General features: G+C 74.3%; 13 protein-coding genes. All 13 read left to right on the top strand.

Annotated elements, in window-relative coordinates:
• The first annotated feature begins 22 nt into the window (after window positions 1–22).
• The 13 genes from OV090_RS29195 (at window position 23) to OV090_RS29135 (ending at window position 18,164) form a co-directional block, all read left to right on the top strand.
• Window positions 23–511, top strand: coding sequence for a DUF6249 domain-containing protein (locus OV090_RS29195; RefSeq protein WP_267707909.1), 489 nt, complete (start codon window positions 23–25; stop codon window positions 509–511).
• On the top strand, window positions 508–1,140 hold the full coding sequence (locus OV090_RS29190) for a sigma-70 family RNA polymerase sigma factor (RefSeq protein ID WP_267707908.1): 633 nt from the start codon (window positions 508–510) through the stop codon (window positions 1,138–1,140). Before OV090_RS29195 ends, OV090_RS29190 begins: the two co-directional genes overlap by 4 nt.
• Window positions 1,133–1,663 (top strand): hypothetical protein, encoded by a 531-nt coding sequence (locus tag OV090_RS29185; RefSeq protein WP_267707907.1) that lies wholly within the window; start codon window positions 1,133–1,135, stop codon window positions 1,661–1,663. Before OV090_RS29190 ends, OV090_RS29185 begins: the two co-directional genes overlap by 8 nt.
• Window positions 1,664–1,874: 211 nt before the next feature.
• Entirely contained in the window at window positions 1,875–2,714 is an 840-nt protein-coding gene (locus tag OV090_RS29180) for a PhnD/SsuA/transferrin family substrate-binding protein (protein ID WP_267707906.1), read from the top strand.
• Between the two features lie 34 nt (window positions 2,715–2,748).
• Window positions 2,749–3,420, top strand: coding sequence for a hypothetical protein (locus tag OV090_RS29175; RefSeq protein ID WP_267707905.1), 672 nt, complete (start codon window positions 2,749–2,751; stop codon window positions 3,418–3,420).
• Window positions 3,421–3,788: 368 nt separating this feature from the next.
• A complete protein-coding gene (locus OV090_RS29170) occupies window positions 3,789–6,956 on the top strand; it encodes a hypothetical protein (protein WP_267707904.1) in 3,168 nt (1,055 codons plus the stop codon).
• A gap of 312 nt (window positions 6,957–7,268) precedes the next feature.
• Window positions 7,269–9,497 (top strand): sulfatase-like hydrolase/transferase, encoded by a 2,229-nt coding sequence (locus OV090_RS29165; protein WP_267707903.1) that lies wholly within the window; start codon window positions 7,269–7,271, stop codon window positions 9,495–9,497.
• A 12-nt stretch (window positions 9,498–9,509) separates the two neighbouring features.
• Window positions 9,510–10,505 carry a hypothetical protein gene (locus OV090_RS29160; RefSeq protein WP_267707902.1) on the top strand — a complete coding sequence of 332 codons (996 nt, stop codon included), beginning with the start codon at window positions 9,510–9,512 and terminating at the stop codon, window positions 10,503–10,505.
• A gap of 5 nt (window positions 10,506–10,510) precedes the next feature.
• Complete coding sequence (locus OV090_RS29155) at window positions 10,511–11,224, top strand: RsmE family RNA methyltransferase (RefSeq protein WP_346660431.1); 714 nt, start codon at window positions 10,511–10,513, stop codon at window positions 11,222–11,224.
• Between the two features lie 168 nt (window positions 11,225–11,392).
• Window positions 11,393–12,868 carry an alkaline phosphatase family protein gene (locus OV090_RS29150; RefSeq protein WP_267707900.1) on the top strand — a complete coding sequence of 492 codons (1,476 nt, stop codon included), beginning with the start codon at window positions 11,393–11,395 and terminating at the stop codon, window positions 12,866–12,868.
• Between the two features lie 132 nt (window positions 12,869–13,000).
• Window positions 13,001–13,774: a hypothetical protein gene (locus OV090_RS29145; protein ID WP_267707899.1), complete on the top strand. Its 774-nt coding sequence runs from the start codon at window positions 13,001–13,003 to the stop codon at window positions 13,772–13,774.
• A gap of 88 nt (window positions 13,775–13,862) precedes the next feature.
• On the top strand, window positions 13,863–16,346 hold the full coding sequence (locus tag OV090_RS29140; protein WP_267707898.1) for a heavy metal translocating P-type ATPase: 2,484 nt from the start codon (window positions 13,863–13,865) through the stop codon (window positions 16,344–16,346).
• Window positions 16,347–16,526: 180 nt separating this feature from the next.
• Window positions 16,527–18,164, top strand: coding sequence for an acyl-CoA dehydrogenase family protein (locus OV090_RS29135; RefSeq protein WP_267707897.1), 1,638 nt, complete (start codon window positions 16,527–16,529; stop codon window positions 18,162–18,164).
• Window positions 18,165–18,167: the final 3 nt, after the last annotated feature.

The following is an 18,167-nucleotide window of genomic DNA, read 5'->3' as shown; positions in this document are numbered from 1 at the left end:
TGGTCGGGTCGTACGAGGGTCGATGCTGCGCACCTTCTTGTCATCTCTGGACTACGGCGGGTTCGGCCTGCACATCGATGACCTGGTCGAGGGCGCCGCGATGGCGACCCGCGGCTGTTTTACCCGCATCGGCTCGTTCTGGTGGGGCGGCCCGACCGGACCGAGCGGCGGCGCGGACGTGTGCGCGTCGTCGGTGGTCGTCGATGTGGCGTTCCTGGCGCTGCTCGTGATCGCGGTGATCGCGGTGGTGAGGATCCGCCAGCGCGGCGAGGAAGGCCGATTCGAGCTGGCGCGACGCTACCTCGAAAAGGGCATGGATCCCCCGCACGACCTGTTCCCGTCGTCGGCCCAGGGCGACCTGCGACGCGGGATCGTGCTCATCTTCGCCGGGCTGGGTCTGCTCGGCGCTTCGGTCAGCATGCCCGGCCTCGGCCCCACGGGCCTCATCCCCGGCTTTATCGGTCTCGGCTATCTCGCTTCGTTCGCCGCGTCGCGCAAGAGGAACTCATGAGCAAGGTGTCCACAGCAGCGCTCTCCTGGCTCGGGTTCGGGCTCCGCAAGACCCAGAATCTGGCCGATCTCGGTGACGACGCGCTGGTCCAGGCGGCCGGCCGGGCCGACGGTGAAAAGGCGTTCGGCGAGCTGCTCCGGCGGCATCAGGGCAAGGTCCGCGGCCTGCTCCTGCGCCTCACGAGCGACCGCAATCTCGCCGACGACCTCGCGCAGGAGGTGTTCCTCCGCGCCTATCGCGGTCTGTGTGGCTTCGAGGGCCGGGCCCGGTTTTCGACCTGGCTGTACCGGATCGCCTACAACGTCTATCTGAACCACCGCGCCCGCGTGCGCGAGTTGGCGGCGCTGCCCGAGAACTTCGAGGCCGGCGCGATGGCCCCCGAGACTTCGACGTCCGCGAACCGCTGTGACATGCGCAAGGACCTCGACGCGGCGATCGGCGCGCTGCCCGAGCGCTACCGGGCGGTCGTGATGCTGTACTACCTCGAGGACGTGTCGTACCCCGAGATCGCGGAGATCCTCGAGCTGCCTCTCGGGACAGTCAAGACGCACCTCCACCGCGCCAAGCGGATGCTGCGCGAGCACCTCGATGGTTGGGGTTCGGGCGAGGTCGAGGCCGAGGATGCCTGAAGCATCGCCATCGATCGTCCGGCTGCGCGGCTTCCTCGAGGAGCTCGACGTGCAGTCGAGCACGCTCAAGCGCGACCCTCGCGGCCAGACGTGGCTGCCGCCGGAGCTCCGGGCGCTGGTCGAGTCCGATCCGGAGTGCCGCGCCGAGCTCGGCCGCTTCGTCGACCGCGAGCTCGAGCTGTTCGACAGCGTGCGCCAGCGCAACGATCCGATGTTCGCCAAGGACGTGCTGAACGCCACGCACTCGGTCGAGATCGCCGGCTCCGGTCTCGATCCGCGGGTCCGCAGCTGGATCCTCGGGCTGTTCTACGCGCTGGCGACGATCGCCGCTTACACCACGCTGGCGCCGCTGTTCGGGCTCAGCGAGCGGGGCAGCGTGTTGGCGCAGGCCCGAGCGGCGCTCGGGCTGGCGAGCGAGGCGACGAGTCCGAGCACGTGGGGCCTGGCTGCGGTGGGCGCTGCGGTCGCGCTGGCGCTGCTGCTGGCGTTCATGCCGTGCCGGCGCCCGAGCTCGCGCGCGTGACCGGATTGTGCCGCCGATCACCGGCAGGCCGATCTCGGGGTCATGCGCAAGGCCGCAAGGCGTGAGTTGGCGGACGGTCGAGAGGCCTCTGGCGAGCTCGGCGATTCGCTCGTAAACGCGGGCGGGCGGGCCGCCCGCGCTAGATTTCGCCGCGGCGGCGAGACGGTGCATAGTTCATAGGCAGGCCCGTCCAAGCGCGCCAGGAGACAACATGCCCGTTACACGCAGACTCGCTTCCATCGCCCTCGCCGCCGCTTGCTGTGCCGCCGTCGGGACGGCGACGCAAACGGCCAAGGCGGGTGATGGCACCGTCAACGTGCTGGTGATCAAGGAGCACGGAGTCGGCAGCGCGGCGCAGGCCCAACCCTTGATCGACAAGCTCATCGCGGTGGTGGCGAAGCAGAACGGCTGGACCGCGAGCGCGGGCAAGTATCTCACGAGCCGCGAAGCCGCCGAGACGCAGATCCACTCGGTCGACCCGCACTACGGGATCATGTCGTTGGCCGCGTTCCTGGCCCTCGGTCCCAAGCACAAGCTCGACGTCATCGGCCAGGCCGAGGTCGCTCAGGCCGGCGGGCGGCAGTACCACATCATCAGCAAGACCCAGGCGGACCTGGCCGGCTGCAAGGGCAAGACCCTGGCGAGCGACCACGCCGACGACCGCAAGTTCATCGACAAGGTGATCGGCGCCGGCAAGTTCACGCTTGGCGACTTCACTCTGGTCGAGACCAAGCGACCGGTGCAGACGCTGAAGAAGGTGACGAGCGGCGAGGCCGAGTGCGCCCTCGTCGACGACGCGCAGCTGGCCGAGCTCAGCAAAATCGAGGGCGGCGCGGCGGTGAAGTCGATCTGGGCGTCCGACAAGCTGCCGCCGATGGTGGTCGTCGCGTTCCCGTCGGCGCCCGCGGCGGAGCGCAAGGCGTTCCAGAGCAGCCTCGGGAAGATCTGCGCCGGCGACGGCAAGGCGACCTGCCGCGAAGCCGGGCTGTCGGCCTTCAAGAGCGCGAGCGCGTCGGACTACGCCAGCGTGATGTCGGCCTACGACAAGTGACCGCGTGGCGAGCGCCGTGGTATTCCTGCCGGCGATGCGCAGCTCGCTCCTCGCCGTCATCCTCGTCGCGCTCGCCGGTTGCCGCCCGCACGGCAACACGCAGAACCCGAAGTTCGCGGCGGCCGCCGAGGCCCACGACCCGATCGCCGTCTACGAGGCGCTCGAGGCCCAGATCGACGCCCAGGCCGACAAGCCGTCCGACCGCGAGGACGCCTACGCGCTGATCACGAGCTGGGAAGAGGACACGCCCGCCTACGCGTTCGCCCGCGCCGCCATCGCCGGCCGCCTGGCAGAAAATCGCGGGCTGCAGGCGGGCGGGCTGGTGACCGAGGCCGAGGCGTACGCCCGCAAGGCCCGCGAGAAGGAGCCCGACTTCCGCGAGGGGGCCGCGACGCATCTGCTCGGGTCGCTGTACGTGGCGGCGCCGTCGCGGCTGCTCAAGCACGGCGACTCGGAGACGGGGATCGAGCTGCTCGAGAAGGAGGTCGAGGCCCACCCCGAGCGGCCGATCGGCCAGCTCCGACTGGCGAGCGGCTACATCACGCTGGGCGATTCGGACTCGGCGAAGGAGCCGCTGTGCGCGGCCAAAGGGATGGAAGATCGGCTCGGCGCGGGCGATCGCCGGCTGCTGGCCAAGCTGATCGAGGAGGCGGGCGGCGCGGCGGCGCTGGCCTGTCCGGCTCCCGTCGGCGGGGCCGCGGAATGACGACCGCCGCCGGCGGAGGCCCTCGCCGGTCCGATCGGCAGGGCCACGCAAGGACGACCGAGGGAGGCGGGCCTGGCGGGTCCGATCGGCAGGGCGAGGGAATGAGGACCGGCGGACGCGAGCGGCATGGCTCCGATCGGCAGGGCCGGGCGTCGACGTTCGAGGGAGGCGTGTCGCGCCGGTCCGATCCGCAGGTGCGGTCGACGACGACCGAGGGCGGGCCGGGCCGGTCCGGTCCGCAGGCCCGAGGCGTGACGGCTGACGGACGCGAGCTGCAAGGCTCCGAGCGGCAGGACGAAGGAGCGACGATCGAGGCACGGGCGCGCCGGTCCTTTGGCACATGGCAGAAAGCGCTGGTCGCTTGGGCCATGTTCTTCGGGACAGGTACGGTTGCGTGTCACTCGCGCCTGCCGCGGCTGTCCGACCAGGGCCGCCACGACGAGGTGGTGGCTCGCGCCGGGCAGGCGCGGATCCTGCCGCGTGGCAAGGCGGCGCGGGCGTGGGCCCGCTCGTTGGTGGCGCTCGGGCGCGCGGACGAGGCGCGAGCGGTGCTCCTCCGCGACTTCCGCAAGCACGCGGAGCTGCCGTCGCTGGTGGCGCTCGCCGACCTCGAGGCGACCGACGGCCTGACCGGGCTGGCGGCGGCGCACTACGCCCGCGCGGCCAGCCTCGAGACCGATCCGCTGGCGGGCCGGCAGGACGTCTGCGGGCTGTTCCGCCGCCGGGCGGCGCGGTTCCTGGCCGAGGGCGAGGCGCTGGCGGCCGACCTCGACCTCCGGCGGGTGGCGATGATCTGTCCCAAGGGCAAGTCGAGCGCCGACGAGGTGCAGTGGCGGACCGACCGCGCGCTGCACGAAGAAGTGGTGGCGGCGGCGAAGATCCAGGCGCGGGCGCAGCGGACCCTGGTCGGCTGCGAGGGCGAGCGCTGCCGGCCGCCGTCGCTCGACGCGCGCACGCAGGCGCTGACGCAGGCGCTCGCCCAGGCGCGTGCGGCCGGACCGGCGGCGCTGCGCGAGGCGGCGGCCAAGCTGGCGGTGCAGCTCGAGCCGGTCGACGTGGCCGAGCTGCTGGCGGCGGAGCTGCGCGGCGAGCTCGGGCTCGACCTGGTCGATCTCGACGAGCTGCGGGGGTGGATCGGCGAGTCGGCGGCCGCCGACGTGGTCGCGGCGGCGGACGCCCGGGTGTCGCAGCTTGCGCGCGACTACGTGCGGCTGCGGCTGGCGCAGCTGGGGCCGGGCTACGAGCTGCCGGGGGACGACGCGGCGCGATCGACTGCGAGCACGGTGATCCGCTTGCTCGACGCGGCAGACGACGACCCCGGAGCGGCGGCGATGAGCTGGCGGGTGTTCGTGCTGCTGGGAGATCTGCCGAGCGCCGAGATGGCGCTGACGGGCAGCCTCGGCGGTCGGGCGGCGCCGGAGCGGGCGGCAGCGGTGGCCGACGAGCTGGCGCGCGAGACGGCGGGGGAGCGCGGAGGCGAGAAGGCGGAGGCGAAGCGGAGCTCGGCGGGCGGCAAGAAGGTGTCCATGGGGACAGGTTCGTCGGGCAAGGGCGCGTCCGCTGCGGATGCGAAGCTGTCCGCGGGGACAGGCACGACCGCCGGAGCCTCGGCCGGTCCGGCGGAGCTGTCCGGAGGCACAGCCAGCCCGACTCAGGCAGGCGCGGGCGCTGCGAAGCTGTCCGGAGGGACAGACACTGCGACTGGCCGAAAGGACATGTCTTCTGGATCAGGTGCGAGCGGGCCGGCGCAGCGGCTGGTGCCGCCGCCGGCGCTGTGGTCGGCGCGCGCGGCGGTCGACGCCTCGACGCTGCCGCGGCTGCTGCAGCTGGCGCGCCTGCGCGGGGCCGCGGGGCGGCGCGACCAGGCGCTGGCGATCGCGGCGTGGGGCCTGGCCGAGGGGCAGGCGCGCGGGCTGTCGGCGATCGCCGAGCTGGCGGCGGCCGAGGCCCGGCACGAGCTGGCGGCGGGGCGGCCGTGGGCGGCGCTGGCCCTGGCCACGGTGGTCCGCAGCGCGCCGACCGACGACCTCGTGCGCGCGGCCGGCTCGGCGATCGTGCTCGAGCAGGCGGCCTGCGGCGAGCGCTGCGGCGACGCCGACGACCGCGCGGCGGTCGTGCAGGTGTTCGGAGAGACATGGCTTTCGGAGCAGGAGCGACGCGCGACCGAGTCGGCCCACGCGCGCGCGCCGGCGGGGCCGCGCGGGGCCGCGTGTCCGCTGTTGGCCGAGTCGCTGGCCCCGGGCGCGAGCGGTCCGCTGGCGGCGACGCTCCAGCGGGCCCGCGCCGAGGGTCTCGGGGCGCCGGAGCTCGGGGACGCGCTGCGCGGGGCGATCGAGGCCGATCTGACGCTCGACTGCGCCGGGCGGGTGGCGGTGCCGCTGATGTACGCCGCCGACACGCGGGTGGCCGCCGAGGCGCTGGCCGACAACCTCGCCCACGTGCCGCAGGAGGTCGCCGCCGGGCAGCTCGCGCTGCAGGCGGAGCTGGCGCTGGTGCTGGGCCGCCGCGACCACGCCGATCAGCTGGCCCAGGCGGCGGCGGCGGCCTCGGCCGATCCGCGCGCGGTGTGGCGGCGAGCGGCGCGGATGGCCGGGTGGATCGACGCGCGCCACTACGAGCTGCTGGCGCTGCGCCAGTTGCTGCTGCACGGGGTCGAGGGCGCGGAGGCCGAGGAGGTGCGGCTGCGGTTGACGGTGCGGGCGGTGCGGGACGCGAACGACGCCTGGGCGCCGCGTCAGGCCGAGGCCGGCCGTGAGGCGCTGATCCGCGGGGTCGAGAGCTACCTCGCCGAGGTCCCGCCGGCCCGCCGCTGGCATGCCCGCGAGGCGCTGGCGCTGGCGCTGGCCGAGTACGCGTGGACCGACGAGCAGGCGGCCGCGCTCGTGCGCGCGGCGCTGTGGCCCGAGCTCTCGGTGGTGCTCACGCACCCGGCCGGGTTCCGCCGGCTCGAGCGGGCGTTCGGTGGCGACGTCCCCGGGGTCACTGCGCCCGCCCTGGCGCCGGCGCAGCTGGCGGCCGAGCTGGCCCCGCTGACGCCGCTCGGCGACCCTCGGCTGGCGGTCGAAAAGGACATGTCCAAACGGGCAGGTTCCAGAGGACCTGGCGACAAGGGCATGGTCAAAGGAGCAGGTGCTCCGGGACATGGCGTGAAGGACATGACGAGTAACCCCTCGGCGACGGGCGGGGCCGCGCTGCCGGTCGAGGCCGAGGCGTTCTGCGGCGTCGACGCGATGCAGGCGGCCAGGCTGGCTGCCCTGCGCGGGCTGAGCGGCCCGGCGCGGGTGCGGGCGGCCGCGGCGCTGGCGACCACGGGCGACGCGGCGACCCGCAAGGAGGCGCTGCAGCAGCTCGTCGGCGGGCTCGAGCCGGGGCGCCGCGGGGCGGTGCTCGATGCGGTGCTCGTGGGCCTGGCGGCGGCCCCCGGCCGCGAGGCGGCGGCCATGGTGGTGAGCGACGACGATCTGCTGGCGATCGTGTTCGGGCTGGTCCGCGATCCCGCCCGCCAGCCGCGCGAGATCAAGGGGCAGGACGGGTGAGCGCGCCGCGCTCGCGCATGGCGTTTGGAGCAGGACTTTCGGGCCATGGACTTCGGGCCAGATGAGCGAGAGAGCGAGGCCGCCGCGCAGCCGCGGGAGCTGGCCGACGAGGAGCGGGCGGACGCGAAGGCGAGGCCGACTGGTGCGGTTGTCGTGGCCGGAGGTGCGGCCGAGGCGGCTCGTGCGAGGCACGCTGGGTCGCGGGCGCCAGGCTTGATCTGCTCGACGGGGGATGCTGGCAAGCGCGGCACCGGGCGGGCCGTTGCAGGTCTGTCCTTCAGGACATGGTGGAAGGGACATGCTCTGGCGGGCATGTTCTCGTTGACATGTCTCTTCGGACCTGGCTGTGAGGGCAGCAAGCCCGAAGGTGCGCCCGCGCCGGCTGCAGCGCCGCGGCCGGCCGCGCCGGCGCCGGTGGCCCGGATCGTCACGGCCGACCTGTGGCAGGATCTGATCGCGCAGCGGCCGGGCGCGCTGACGCTGGTCGACGGGCGGCTGGTGGTCGAGCTCGGGCGGGTGCAGGCGCGGGCCAACCTCGACCTCGGGACGGGTGCGGCGATCCGGCTGGGCGAGGAGTTCGGCGAGGAGCGCGGGGCGCTGGTGTTCGGCGCCGGCGGGACGCTGACGCTGCCGCTTGACGGTGAGCTGGCGCCGAGGCTGCACCCGGACAGCGACGGGCAGCCGGGGCTGGCGATGGCGGTGACGCTGCGGGCGATGGTGCCGGGGCAGGCGGTCACGGCGCTGTGGAACGAGCAGCCGCTGGCGCACCTGTCGATCGGCGAGCAGTGGGAGCGGCGCACGTTCTCGCTGCCGGCGGCGCTGGTGCGCGCGGGCGAGAACCGGCTGCGGCTGCACTTCTCGCGCCTCGGTCGTGGCGGGCAGGCGAGCGCGGCGATCGGGCGCGTCGAGGTCGGGCCGCGCGCGGCGATCGTCGCCGGGCCGGCGGCGCAGGCGGGCGGCTATCGCGTGCACGCGGGCGAGGGCGACGAGGTCTCGCTCGACCTGTCCCAGGGGACATCTCTGGTGTTCTACGCCCTGGCGCCGCGGCGCGGGCGGCTGCGCGTCGAGGGCCGCGGTGAGGTGGCGGTGCTGGTCAGCACCGACGCCGAGCACCGCGAGGGCCGGCCGCCGGCGCTGCTGCTCGACGGGGCGCTCGGCCCCGCCGGCCGCGACCTCGATCTCTCGGGCTACGGCGGGCAGCCGCTGCGGATCGAGGTGCGCACGCCGGCGGGCGGGGAGGGGGCGACGCTGCGGGTGCTGCAGCTGGTCGCGGGCCGCTCGCGGCCGGTCGACCGCCGCGAACGCAAGCCGCGCGACCTGATCGTGCTGGCGGTCGAGGGCGCGCGCGCCGACGACCTGCTCGGGGTGCTGCTCGGCGGGCCGCGGTTCCCGGCGGTCGAGCGGCTGGCGGCCGAGTCGCTGGTGTTCGAGCGCGCCTACGCGGTGTCGCCGTGGGCGGTGCCGACCCACGCGGCGCTGCTGTCGTCGGTGCCGCCGCCCGGCCACGCGACGGTGCGCGGGACGTTCGTCGCCGACGGCCAGGTGCTGCTGCCGGAGCTGCTCGATCGGGCAGGTTATTACGGGGTCGCGGTCGCGGCCAACGCCGACTTCAACGCCGAGCGCGGGCTGGTCCAGGGCCTCGATTTCGTCCGTAACATGACCCAAGGGACAGGCTCCGGGAAGGACGCGCGATCGGTGGTGCGCGCGGCGTTGGAGGCGATCGCGGGCCGGCCGGCGCCGCGCTTCGTGTACGCCGACATGACCGATCCGCAGGCGCCCTACGATCCGCCGCGCGAGCACGTCGGCGGGCCGCCGCCGCCCGACGCGCCGCTGCCGCACCTGACGCACCTGTGGCTCGGGCGGGTGCGCGCCGGCCGGGTGGTGGCCGAGCCGGCCCAGCGCGACTACGTGCGCCGGCTGTACCGCGGTGAGCTGCAGGTGGTCGACGCGGCGCTGGCCGACCTGCTGGCGGCGATGGAGGAGCAGGGCGGGCTCGACGAGGCGGCGCTGGTGCTGGTCGGGCTGCACGGCGAGGAGTTCTTCGAGCACGGCGGGGCGCTGCACGGGTTCTCGCTGCACGAGGAGAGCCTGCGGGTGCCGCTGGTGATCCGCGCGCCGGCCCTGCTGGCGCCGGGGCGAGTGACTGCGCCGGTCGACCTGCTCGACCTGGCGCCGACGCTGGCCGACCTGCTGGGGCTGCCGTTCCCGCCGCAGTGGCAGGGCGACAGCCTGGTGCCGCTGATCGACGACCCACAGCCGCCGCCTCGGCTGGTGGTCGCCTACCTCGGGGACGGCGCCCGCGCGGCGGTCCTCGGCGACTACAAGCTCATCGTCGGCAGCGGCCGCGACGCGCAGCGCCTGTACGACCTGGCGGCCGATCCCGGGGAGACCCGCGACCTCGAGGGCGACGGCGGGATCGCCCTTCGCCTGACCCGCACCGCCCTGGCGTGGGAGACGGCCGCCGAAGGGCGGTGGAAGCGGAGCCGCTGGGGCACCGGCGCGGACCTCAAGCCGGCCTTTGCGCTCGACCACGGGATGTAGTAATCGCCGCGCATGGCATCCGGCCCCGCTCTCCTCGAGTCGATCCCCAAACTCGTCGCCGCTCGTGACGCCGCGGCGCTCGTCGCCCTGCAGGACCACGACGACAAACAGGTCCGCAAGGCCGCGCGCAAGGCGATCCACACGCTGCGCAGCAAGGGCGTGACCATCCCCGAGGCCGAGGCCCCGCGCGGTTGGTCGGCGGGCGACCTCAAGGACCTCCGCGGCGACCTCGCGGCGGTCGCGGTCGTCGACACCGAGAGCACGCCCGGCCTGTCGCGGGTGATGATCAGCGCGCCGCAGGAAGAGCGCAGCTACCTGTGGGTGGCGGCGATCAGCGGCCGCGACCAGATCGTCGACTTCGCGACGTACGTGCAGACCGACGGCCAGCGCTCGCGGATGATCCGCGACTGGGACCGCGGCAGCGACCGCCGCGTGCCGGCCGACTGGGCCCGCGCCCGCATCCGCTGGGCCCGCGAGCAGACGCTGTCGTCCGGCTTCGCGGTGCCGCGCCAGCTCGACGACATGCTGGTCCACCTCGGCGAGGCGCCGACGAGCCGCCCGACCAGCTTCCTCGATGGCGTGCTGCCCCCGGTCGACTTCACGCCCGACAAGGACAACGTCATCATGACCCTCGCCAACGCGCGGGTGAACGTGTGGCCGCCGGTGATCGACGTCGAGCCGATGATGCGCCGCGTCAACGAGAAGCACCCCGACCTCAACGAGCAGAGCCCCGAGGACGCCCGCTACGACGCGCTGCTCGACGGCGCCCGCGGCGACGAGACGCTGCGCGCCGACCTCAAGGCCCAGGTCGCCAACCTGCTCGAGGACAGCGCCGTCACGCTGTGGCTCGGCGGCAACGACGTCGAGGCCGCCAAGGTCCGCGTGCTGGCGGCGGAGATTCGCCTGGCCACCGAGCCCGAGGCGCTGCCGTGGATCGGCCGCCTGCTCGGGTTCCAGATCGCCAGCACCTTCGCGTACCTGTCCCGCCAGCAGCAGCTCGGGCAGTGAACCTGATCCTGCTGCGCCCGGACGAGCTCGCGCCGGCCGAGGCGGGCTCGTACCGGGCTGTCCTTTCGGACAGACGACTGCAGCACCTGCGCGAGGTCCTGCGCGCGCGCGCCGGCGACGAGGTCGGCGTCGGGGTCGAAGGCGGGGCGATCGGTCGGGCCACGATCGTCGCCCTCGACGGCCACGCGGCCGAGTTGCTGGTGCGCCTGTCGGACCCGCCGCCGCCGGCCCTCGACGTCACTCTGGCGCTGGCGCTCCCGCGGCCGCCGACGCTGCGCAAGGTGCTGCAGCAGGCGACCGCGCTCGGGGTCAAGCGCTTCGCGCTGTTCCGGGCCGAGCGGGTCGAACGCAGCTACTTCTCGAGCCACGGCCTGCACGCCGAGGCGATCGCGGACGACCTCCGCCTCGGGCTCGAGCAGGCCCGCGACACGATCGTGCCGACAGTCGAGATCCACCCGGAACACTTCGGCCGGTTCGTCCGCGAACGCCTGCCTGCGCTGAGCGAGGGCCGCACGTCGCTGGTGGCCCACCCGGGCGCGTCGACGCCGTGCCCGCGCACGCCGATAGGTCCGGTGACGCTGATCGTGGGGCCCGAAGGCGGGTTCATCCCGGCCGAGGCGGCCGCGCTGGCGCAGGTGGCCCAGGCGATCGACCTCGGGCCGCGGATCTTGCGGGTCGAGACGGCGGTGGTGGCGCTGCTGGCCCGCCTGTCGCCGTGAGCGAGTCGCTGCGAGAGCGGCGCGGCTGACCGCCGCCCCCAAATCACTCCGCGTGCCCTCGCGGCGTCGGCCCCGAGCTCGCTATGAGTGGTGAGCCCGGGGCGCGTTGCTCGTGGCGTCATGCCCGGCCTCGACACGCGCGAGACGCCGGTCTAGCGTGCCCGGCGGGTGACTGCCCTCCGCACCAACCCCGCGGCGCGCTGGCTGCTCGGCGCGGCCGTGCTGGCGACCCTGGCCCTCGGCGCCAACCCGGCCCGCAAGGCGTTCGTGCGCGCGCTCGTCGGGCGCGACGGACAGGTCCCGATGGACATGTTCCTCGGGACATCCTCGGGCCCGGGCCTGGGCCCCACGGCGCGCGTGCGGGTGGTGCTGCTCGACGGCCTCGGGGCCGCGGCGGCGCGCTCGCTGCCGGCGCTGTCGGCAGTGTGCGCGGCCGGGCAGGAGCTGCGGATCGACGTCGGCTTCCCGACGGTCTCGCTGCCGGTGCAGGCGGCGCTGTGGACCGGGCGGACGCAGCAGCAGTCGGGCCTGCAGTACCGCGCGACGCAGCTCGAGGCGCCGCCGGCCGGCGCGAGCCCGGCCCAGGTCGCGGACAGCGTGGCCCTCGCCGAGTCTCACCCCGAGATCGTGCGCTCGTTCGGCTTCGCGACCACGCGGCCCGATCCGTCGCGCGACCCCGAGGACCCGGAGGCGTGGCGCGCAGAGTTCCCCGAGCACGCGGTCGCGGCGGTCGCGTCACAGTCGCGACTCGTGCATGTGCACGTGCTGCGCGTCGACGAGGCCGGCCACGCGGCGGGCGCGGCCTCGAGTGCCTACGCCGAGGCGGTCCGCGGCGCCGACGAATTGCTGGGTCGCCTGCGCGCCGCGGGGCCGGCCGACGCGCTGTGGATCGTCCTCGCGGATCACGGGCATCGCCCCGCGGGCGGGCACGGCGGCGAGGAGCCGGAGATCCGGATCGTCCGCGGCTGCGTCGCGGGACCAGGGATCGCGCCGTCGCCGACGATCGCGTCGATCCACCTCGTCGACCTCGCGCGGGCTCTCGCGGACGCGTTGGGGGCCGAGCTCCCCAGCGACGCACGCGGGCGTCCGTGGTCCGACGCGCTCGCCGACCCGGCCTCCGGCGTGACCCTGCCGCGGCCGGGACCTCTGCGTGTCGCCGTCGCGGGTCTGCTGGCGGCGCTCGGCCTGGCCTGGGGTGTGCGATCGGACAGGTCGTCCGCGTGGTGGCGGCGCGTGCCGTGGGCGCTGCTGCTGGCGCTCGTGGGGATCGCGGTGATGCACGGCTGGCCGTCGCTCTCGGACCCCCCGGTGTTCGCGCCGCGTGGCCAGCAGCTGTGGTTCGCGTGCGTCCCCGCGGCCGTGCTGGCGCTGGGGCTCGGGCTCGCCGGGCAGGCGCCGCGGGCCCAGCTGGCGCCGGCGCTCGGGCTGCTGGCCGCGGCGCTGGTGCTGTGTCGGGCGCCGGAGGTGTGGCTCTTGCCGGGCCTCGGTCTCGGCGAGCCCGGTCCGCCGCTCATGCCTCGCTGGAGCGCGACGGTCAGCGTGCTGTTCGTGGTGGTCCGCAGCATCGCCGAGGGCGCGGCGCTGGCGTGGCTCCTGCTGCCGCTGTCGAGGCGGGTGCGCTCGCGGATGCGGGCTGGGGCATGACGCGGCCTGTGTGGCCAGCAGGACCATAAACTGGGCCGCGATCGCCGGGGCGATCGTGCTTGACGCTCCTGGCGCGGTTTGGGATTGCTGCTGTGGCGGGCGACAGGCGTCGCGCGCGGAGGTACGACGGCGATGCTTATCCTTCGTGGCTTGCGAGTGGTGCTGTTCGGCGGGCTTCTCGTTGCGCCCGCCGGTTGCGGCGACGACGACAACCAGACCAGCGGGTTCTCCGGGTTTGCGACCAACCAGCCGACCAGCGCGACGAACCCGAACACCACGCCCGGCACCACGCCCGGCACCACGCCGGGGACCAGCGACACCACCAACGACACGTCGGGCGACCCCGGGACGAGCACCACGCCGGTCGACACGACCAACGACAATCCGACCGCGACCAGCACGCCGGCGACCTCCGACCCGCCGGAGACGACCTCGGAGCCGAACACGACCGACGAGACGACGTCGAGCTCGAGCTCGTCGTCGAGCACGAGCACGACCACCGGCTCGACGTCGAGCTCGACCACCGACGACACCAGCTCGTCGTCGAGCTCGAGCACGACGATGATGATGACGACCGACCCGCCGCCGGCCAAAGATCCGCAGCCGGCCACCGGCCTCTACTCGAACTGCTTCCCGAGCGACATGTGCCCCGGGCTCAACGGCGGCGGCTGCCTCAGCCTGCAGGACGCCGACATGGTCGCGTTCGACGGCTTCTGCACGGTCCTGTGCCAGACCGAGGCCCAGTGCGCGCCGAAGCCCAACAGCCCGGCGATCACGCGCTGCCTCGCCATCGACGCGATGCAGAAGGCGTGCTTCCTCGAGTGCGTGACCGACGCCGACTGCCCGACCGGGATGTCGTGCGAGCTGGTCGGCCTGCCCAACGGCGACGGCAGCTACTGCTGGTGAGTCAAGCCGCCGGAGGTGAGCCGGCTGACATGACCCAAAGGTCAGGTCACCGGCTCGCGCCGCGGCGCTCGGCTATGCTCGGGTCCGCGTGAACGCCTCCGCCTCCGCGGCCGAATCGGTCGACCTCGCGCTGACCGGGATGCGCTGTGCCAACTGCGCGCAGACGATCGAGCGCGCGTTGTCGCGGGTGCCCGGGGTCGCGGCGGCGCAGGTCAACTTCGCCAGCGAGACCGCCTCCGTCGCGCTCGCCGCGACGGCCCCGGCGACCCGCGGGGCGCTGGTGGCGGCGGTCGAGGGCGCGGGCTTCGGGGTGATCGTCGGCGCCGACGCGACCGACCTGTCCGTCGAGACAGCCGCGCGCGCGGCCGAACTTCGGGCCAGCTGGCGCCGCTTCGTGGTCGGCGCGGCGTGTACCGCCCCGCTCATGGCGGTCAGCATGGCGCGCGACTTCGGGGCGCTGGACGACCGGCCGTGGCTGCCGTGGCTGATGCTGACGCTGACGCTGCCGGTGCTGGCGTACACCGGCGGGCCGCACTTCCGCGGGGCCGCGCGGGCGCTGGGGGCCGGCCGGGCCAACATGGACGTGCTGGTGGCGCTCGGGGCCGGGGTGGCGTTCGCCGCCAGCGTGCCGGTGGTGCTCGCGCCGGCGGTCGGGCATCACCTGTACTTCGAGACAGCCGCGGCGATCGTCACCCTGGTCGCGCTCGGCCGGCTGCTCGAGGCGCGCGCCCGCGGCCGCGCCGGCGAGGCGCTGCGCTCGCTGCTCGAGCTGCGACCGCGCAAGGCCCGGGTCGTCCGCGACGAGGTCGAGGTCGAGCTGCCCGCCGAGGCGGTCAAGGTCCGCGACGTGGTGGTGGTCCGCCCGGGCGAGGCCATCCCGGTCGACGGTCGCGTGATCGTGGGCGAGTCGGCGGTCGACGAGAGCGTGCTGACCGGCGAGAGCCTGCCGGTGGCCAAGGGCGTCGGCGACGCGGTGGCCGGCGGGACGATCAACGGGCCGGGGCTGCTGCGCGTGACCGCGACGCGGGTCGGCGCGGCCACGGCGCTGTCGCAGATCGTCCGCCTGGTGCGCGCGGCCCAGGCCAGCAAGGCGCCGGTGCAGGCGCTGGTCGATCGGATCGCGGGGGTGTTCGTGCCGGTGGTGGTCGGCCTGGCGCTCCTGACCTTCGGGACATGGCTCTTGCTGTCGTCGCACGGGGCCGCGCACGCGCTGATGCGGGCGGTCGCGGTGCTGGTGATCGCGTGTCCGTGCGCGCTCGGGCTGGCGACGCCGACTGCCATCGTGGTCGCCACCGGAGCGGCGGCGCGCCGCGGTCTGCTGTTCAAGAACAGCGCGGCGCTCGAGGCGATGCGGGCGGTCCGCGTGGTGGTGTTCGACAAGACGGGGACGCTGACTCTCGGCCGCCCCGAGCTGCAGGCGATCACGCCGGCGCCGGGCGTGTCCGAGGACGAGCTGCTGGCCCTGGCGGCGGCGGCGGAGCAGGGCAGCGAGCACCCGCTCGGCCGCGCGATCGTGGCTGCCGCGCGGGCCCGCGGGGCGCAGCTGCCGACGCCGACCGGGGTGCGAGCGATCGGCGGGCGAGGCCTGCGAGCGCTGGTCGACGGGGCGGAGGTGTGGATCGGGACGCAAGCCTGGCTCGCTTCGCAAGGCGTGACGGGTGTGCGGACGGAGCGACCGGGCGAGGGCGCGGAAGAGCGCTCGAATGTCTCTCAGGACATGTCCAAAAGAGTCGATGCAGAGTCTGGCGCAGGACTCCACGCCCCGGCCGACGCCGTCTCTCAGGACATGTCCGAAAGCGCAGGTGTGACTCCAGGCGCGCGCGGCTCGGCCGATGGTGTTGCTGCCCTCGAGAACATGTCCGAAGGTTCGGTCGCCGATTCGACGCGATCGCATGGCGCTCGGGACATGCTCGATGGGGCAGGCGATCCGCCGGGCCGCACGCGCGTGTACGTGGCGCGCGACGGGCAATTTTTAGGATCGATCGCGCTGGCCGACGCGCCGCGGCTCGAGGCGCGCGAGGTGGTGGCGGCGCTGCGCGGGCAGGGGCTGCGGGTCGCGCTGCTGACGGGCGACCGCCGGGCGACCGGGCTGGCGATCGCGTCGATGGTCGGGATCGAGGCGGCGGACGTGTACGCGGAGGTGCTGCCGGCCGACAAGGCGGCGACCGTGGCCGCGCTGCAGCGCGCGGGCTCGGTGGCGATGGTCGGAGACGGGGTCAACGACGCACCGGCGCTGGTGCAGGCGGACGTCGGCGTGGCGATCGGCAGCGGGACCGACGTCGCGGTCGACGCCGCCGACGTGACGCTGCTGCGCAGCGACCTGCGCGGGCTGCTCGACGCGCTCGCCATCGGCAGGGCGACGGTCCGCACGATCCGCCGCAACCTGTTCTGGGCCTCGGCCTACAACCTCGTGCTGATCCCGATCGCGGCCGGCGCGCTGTACCCGCTGAGCAGCCTGCCGGGATGGTTGCGCGCGCTCGATCCGGCGCTCGCAGCCGGAGCGATGGCGCTGTCGAGCGTGACGGTGGTGGTGAGCAGCCTGGCGCTGCGGCGGGTCGTCGCGGACCGCTGAGCTCGTGCCCGATCGAGCGGCCGCCTGGGGCCGGTGTCGAAGCGCGCGAGGCGGCGGAGACGCGACGTCGGGTGCGTCGGGGGTCGCCGCATGCAGCCGCGCCGGCGAGTAGAAGCTGTGCCGAGCGGCGGCTGATGGAGGCCGCGACGAACGGGCGGCGAATCGTGCTACGGATCGCGCATGTTCTTCCAGGAAGCGCCAGGCCGTCCCGATCTGTTCGCCAGCGACGAACCCTTGCACGCGCTGCTGCGCCAGCGCCTGCCGCCGGAGGTGCTGCAGGAGATCCGGCCGCAGTACGAGGCGATCGGGCGCGCGACCACGGGCGAGCTGTGGGACTGGATGATCCGCGCCGAGGCCGAGCCGCCGGTCCACGTGGCGTACGACCCGTGGGGCCGGCGGATCGACGAGATCCGGACCTCGCCCGCGTGGGAGGAGCTGCGCAAGTTCTCGGCCCGCCACGGCCTCGTCGCCACCGGCTACGACGACCGCCTCGGCGAGCACCGGCGCGTGGCGCAGGCTGTCCTTTTGTACCTGTTCTCGGGGACATCCGCGACGTACTCGTGCCCGCTGGCAATGACCGACGCGGCGACGCGGGTGCTGCTCGACCAGGCGCCAGGCGGCCTGCGCGATCGATTGGTGGCAGGCCTGACCGCGCGCGACCCCGACAAGTTCATCACCTCGGGCCAGTGGATGACCGAGAGGACAGGTGGCTCGGACGTCGGCAACAGCGAGACGATCGCGCGGCCGTCGCGGGTGGTCGGCGACGAGCGGCGCTACACGCTGCACGGGGTCAAGTGGTTCACGTCGGCGACGACTTCGGAGATGGCGCTGACCCTGGCGCGCATCGACGACGGCGGCACGACGCCGGGCTCGCGCGGCCTGTCGCTGTTCTGCGTCGAGATCGGGCGCGAGCCGGGCCGCGGCTGGACGGGCATCCAGGTCAACCGGCTCAAGGACAAGCTCGGCACCAAGGCGCTGCCGACGGCCGAGCTGACGCTCGACGGGGTCGAGGCGACGCTGATCGGCGAGCCCGGCCGCGGGGTGGCCAACATCTCCGGGATGCTCAACGTGACGCGGCTCTACAACGCGATCGCGTCGGCGTCGGGGATCCGTCGCGCCTGCGCCCTGGCCCGCGACTACGCGACGCGCCGCTCGGCGTTCGGGGCCCGGCTCATCGACCTGCCGCTGCACCAGACCACGCTCGACGACATGGACGCCGAAGCGGCGGCAGTGCTCGCGCTGGTGCTCGAGGGCGCCGCGCTGCTCGGGCGCAGCGAGGCCGGCACCGCCACCGAGGCCGAGCGCCGGCGCCTGCGCGCGCTGATCCCGATCGCCAAGCTGACGACCGCGAAGCAGGCGGTGTCGATCGCGTCCGAGGCGCTCGAGTGCTTCGGCGGCGCCGGCTACGTCGAGGACACGGGCGTGCCGCGGCTGCTCCGTGACGCGCAAGTGCTGACGATCTGGGAGGGCACGACCAACGTGCTGTCGCTCGACGTGCTGCGCGCGGAGGCCCGCGAGGGGGCGTTCACGGCCCTGGTCCAGGATCTGGCCGCCCGCGCCGAGCGCTCGTACGCCAACGTCGCCGCCGGCGATCTGGCGACGCTGCGCGCCGGGGTCCGTAGCCTCATCGGCCAGGTCAAGGCGAACATGTCCCGCGGCGAGGCTGCCATGCAGGCCGGCGCCCGCAAGATCGCCTTGACCACCGGCTACCTCACCGAGGCGCTGCTGCTCGCCGAGGCCGCCGACGCCGAGCCGATCGCCGGCGAACACCTGGCCCGCTTCATCGCCCACCGCCTGCGCGGCCCGTTCGAGGGCTGAGCC

The sequence above is a fragment of the Nannocystis sp. RBIL2 genome (assembly GCF_026626745.1).
In the GTDB taxonomy this organism is placed as follows: domain Bacteria; phylum Myxococcota_A; class Polyangia; order Nannocystales; family Nannocystaceae; genus Nannocystis.
The sequence above is the reverse complement of the archived record's forward strand: the minus strand, read 5'-3'. Positions and strand labels throughout refer to the sequence as shown.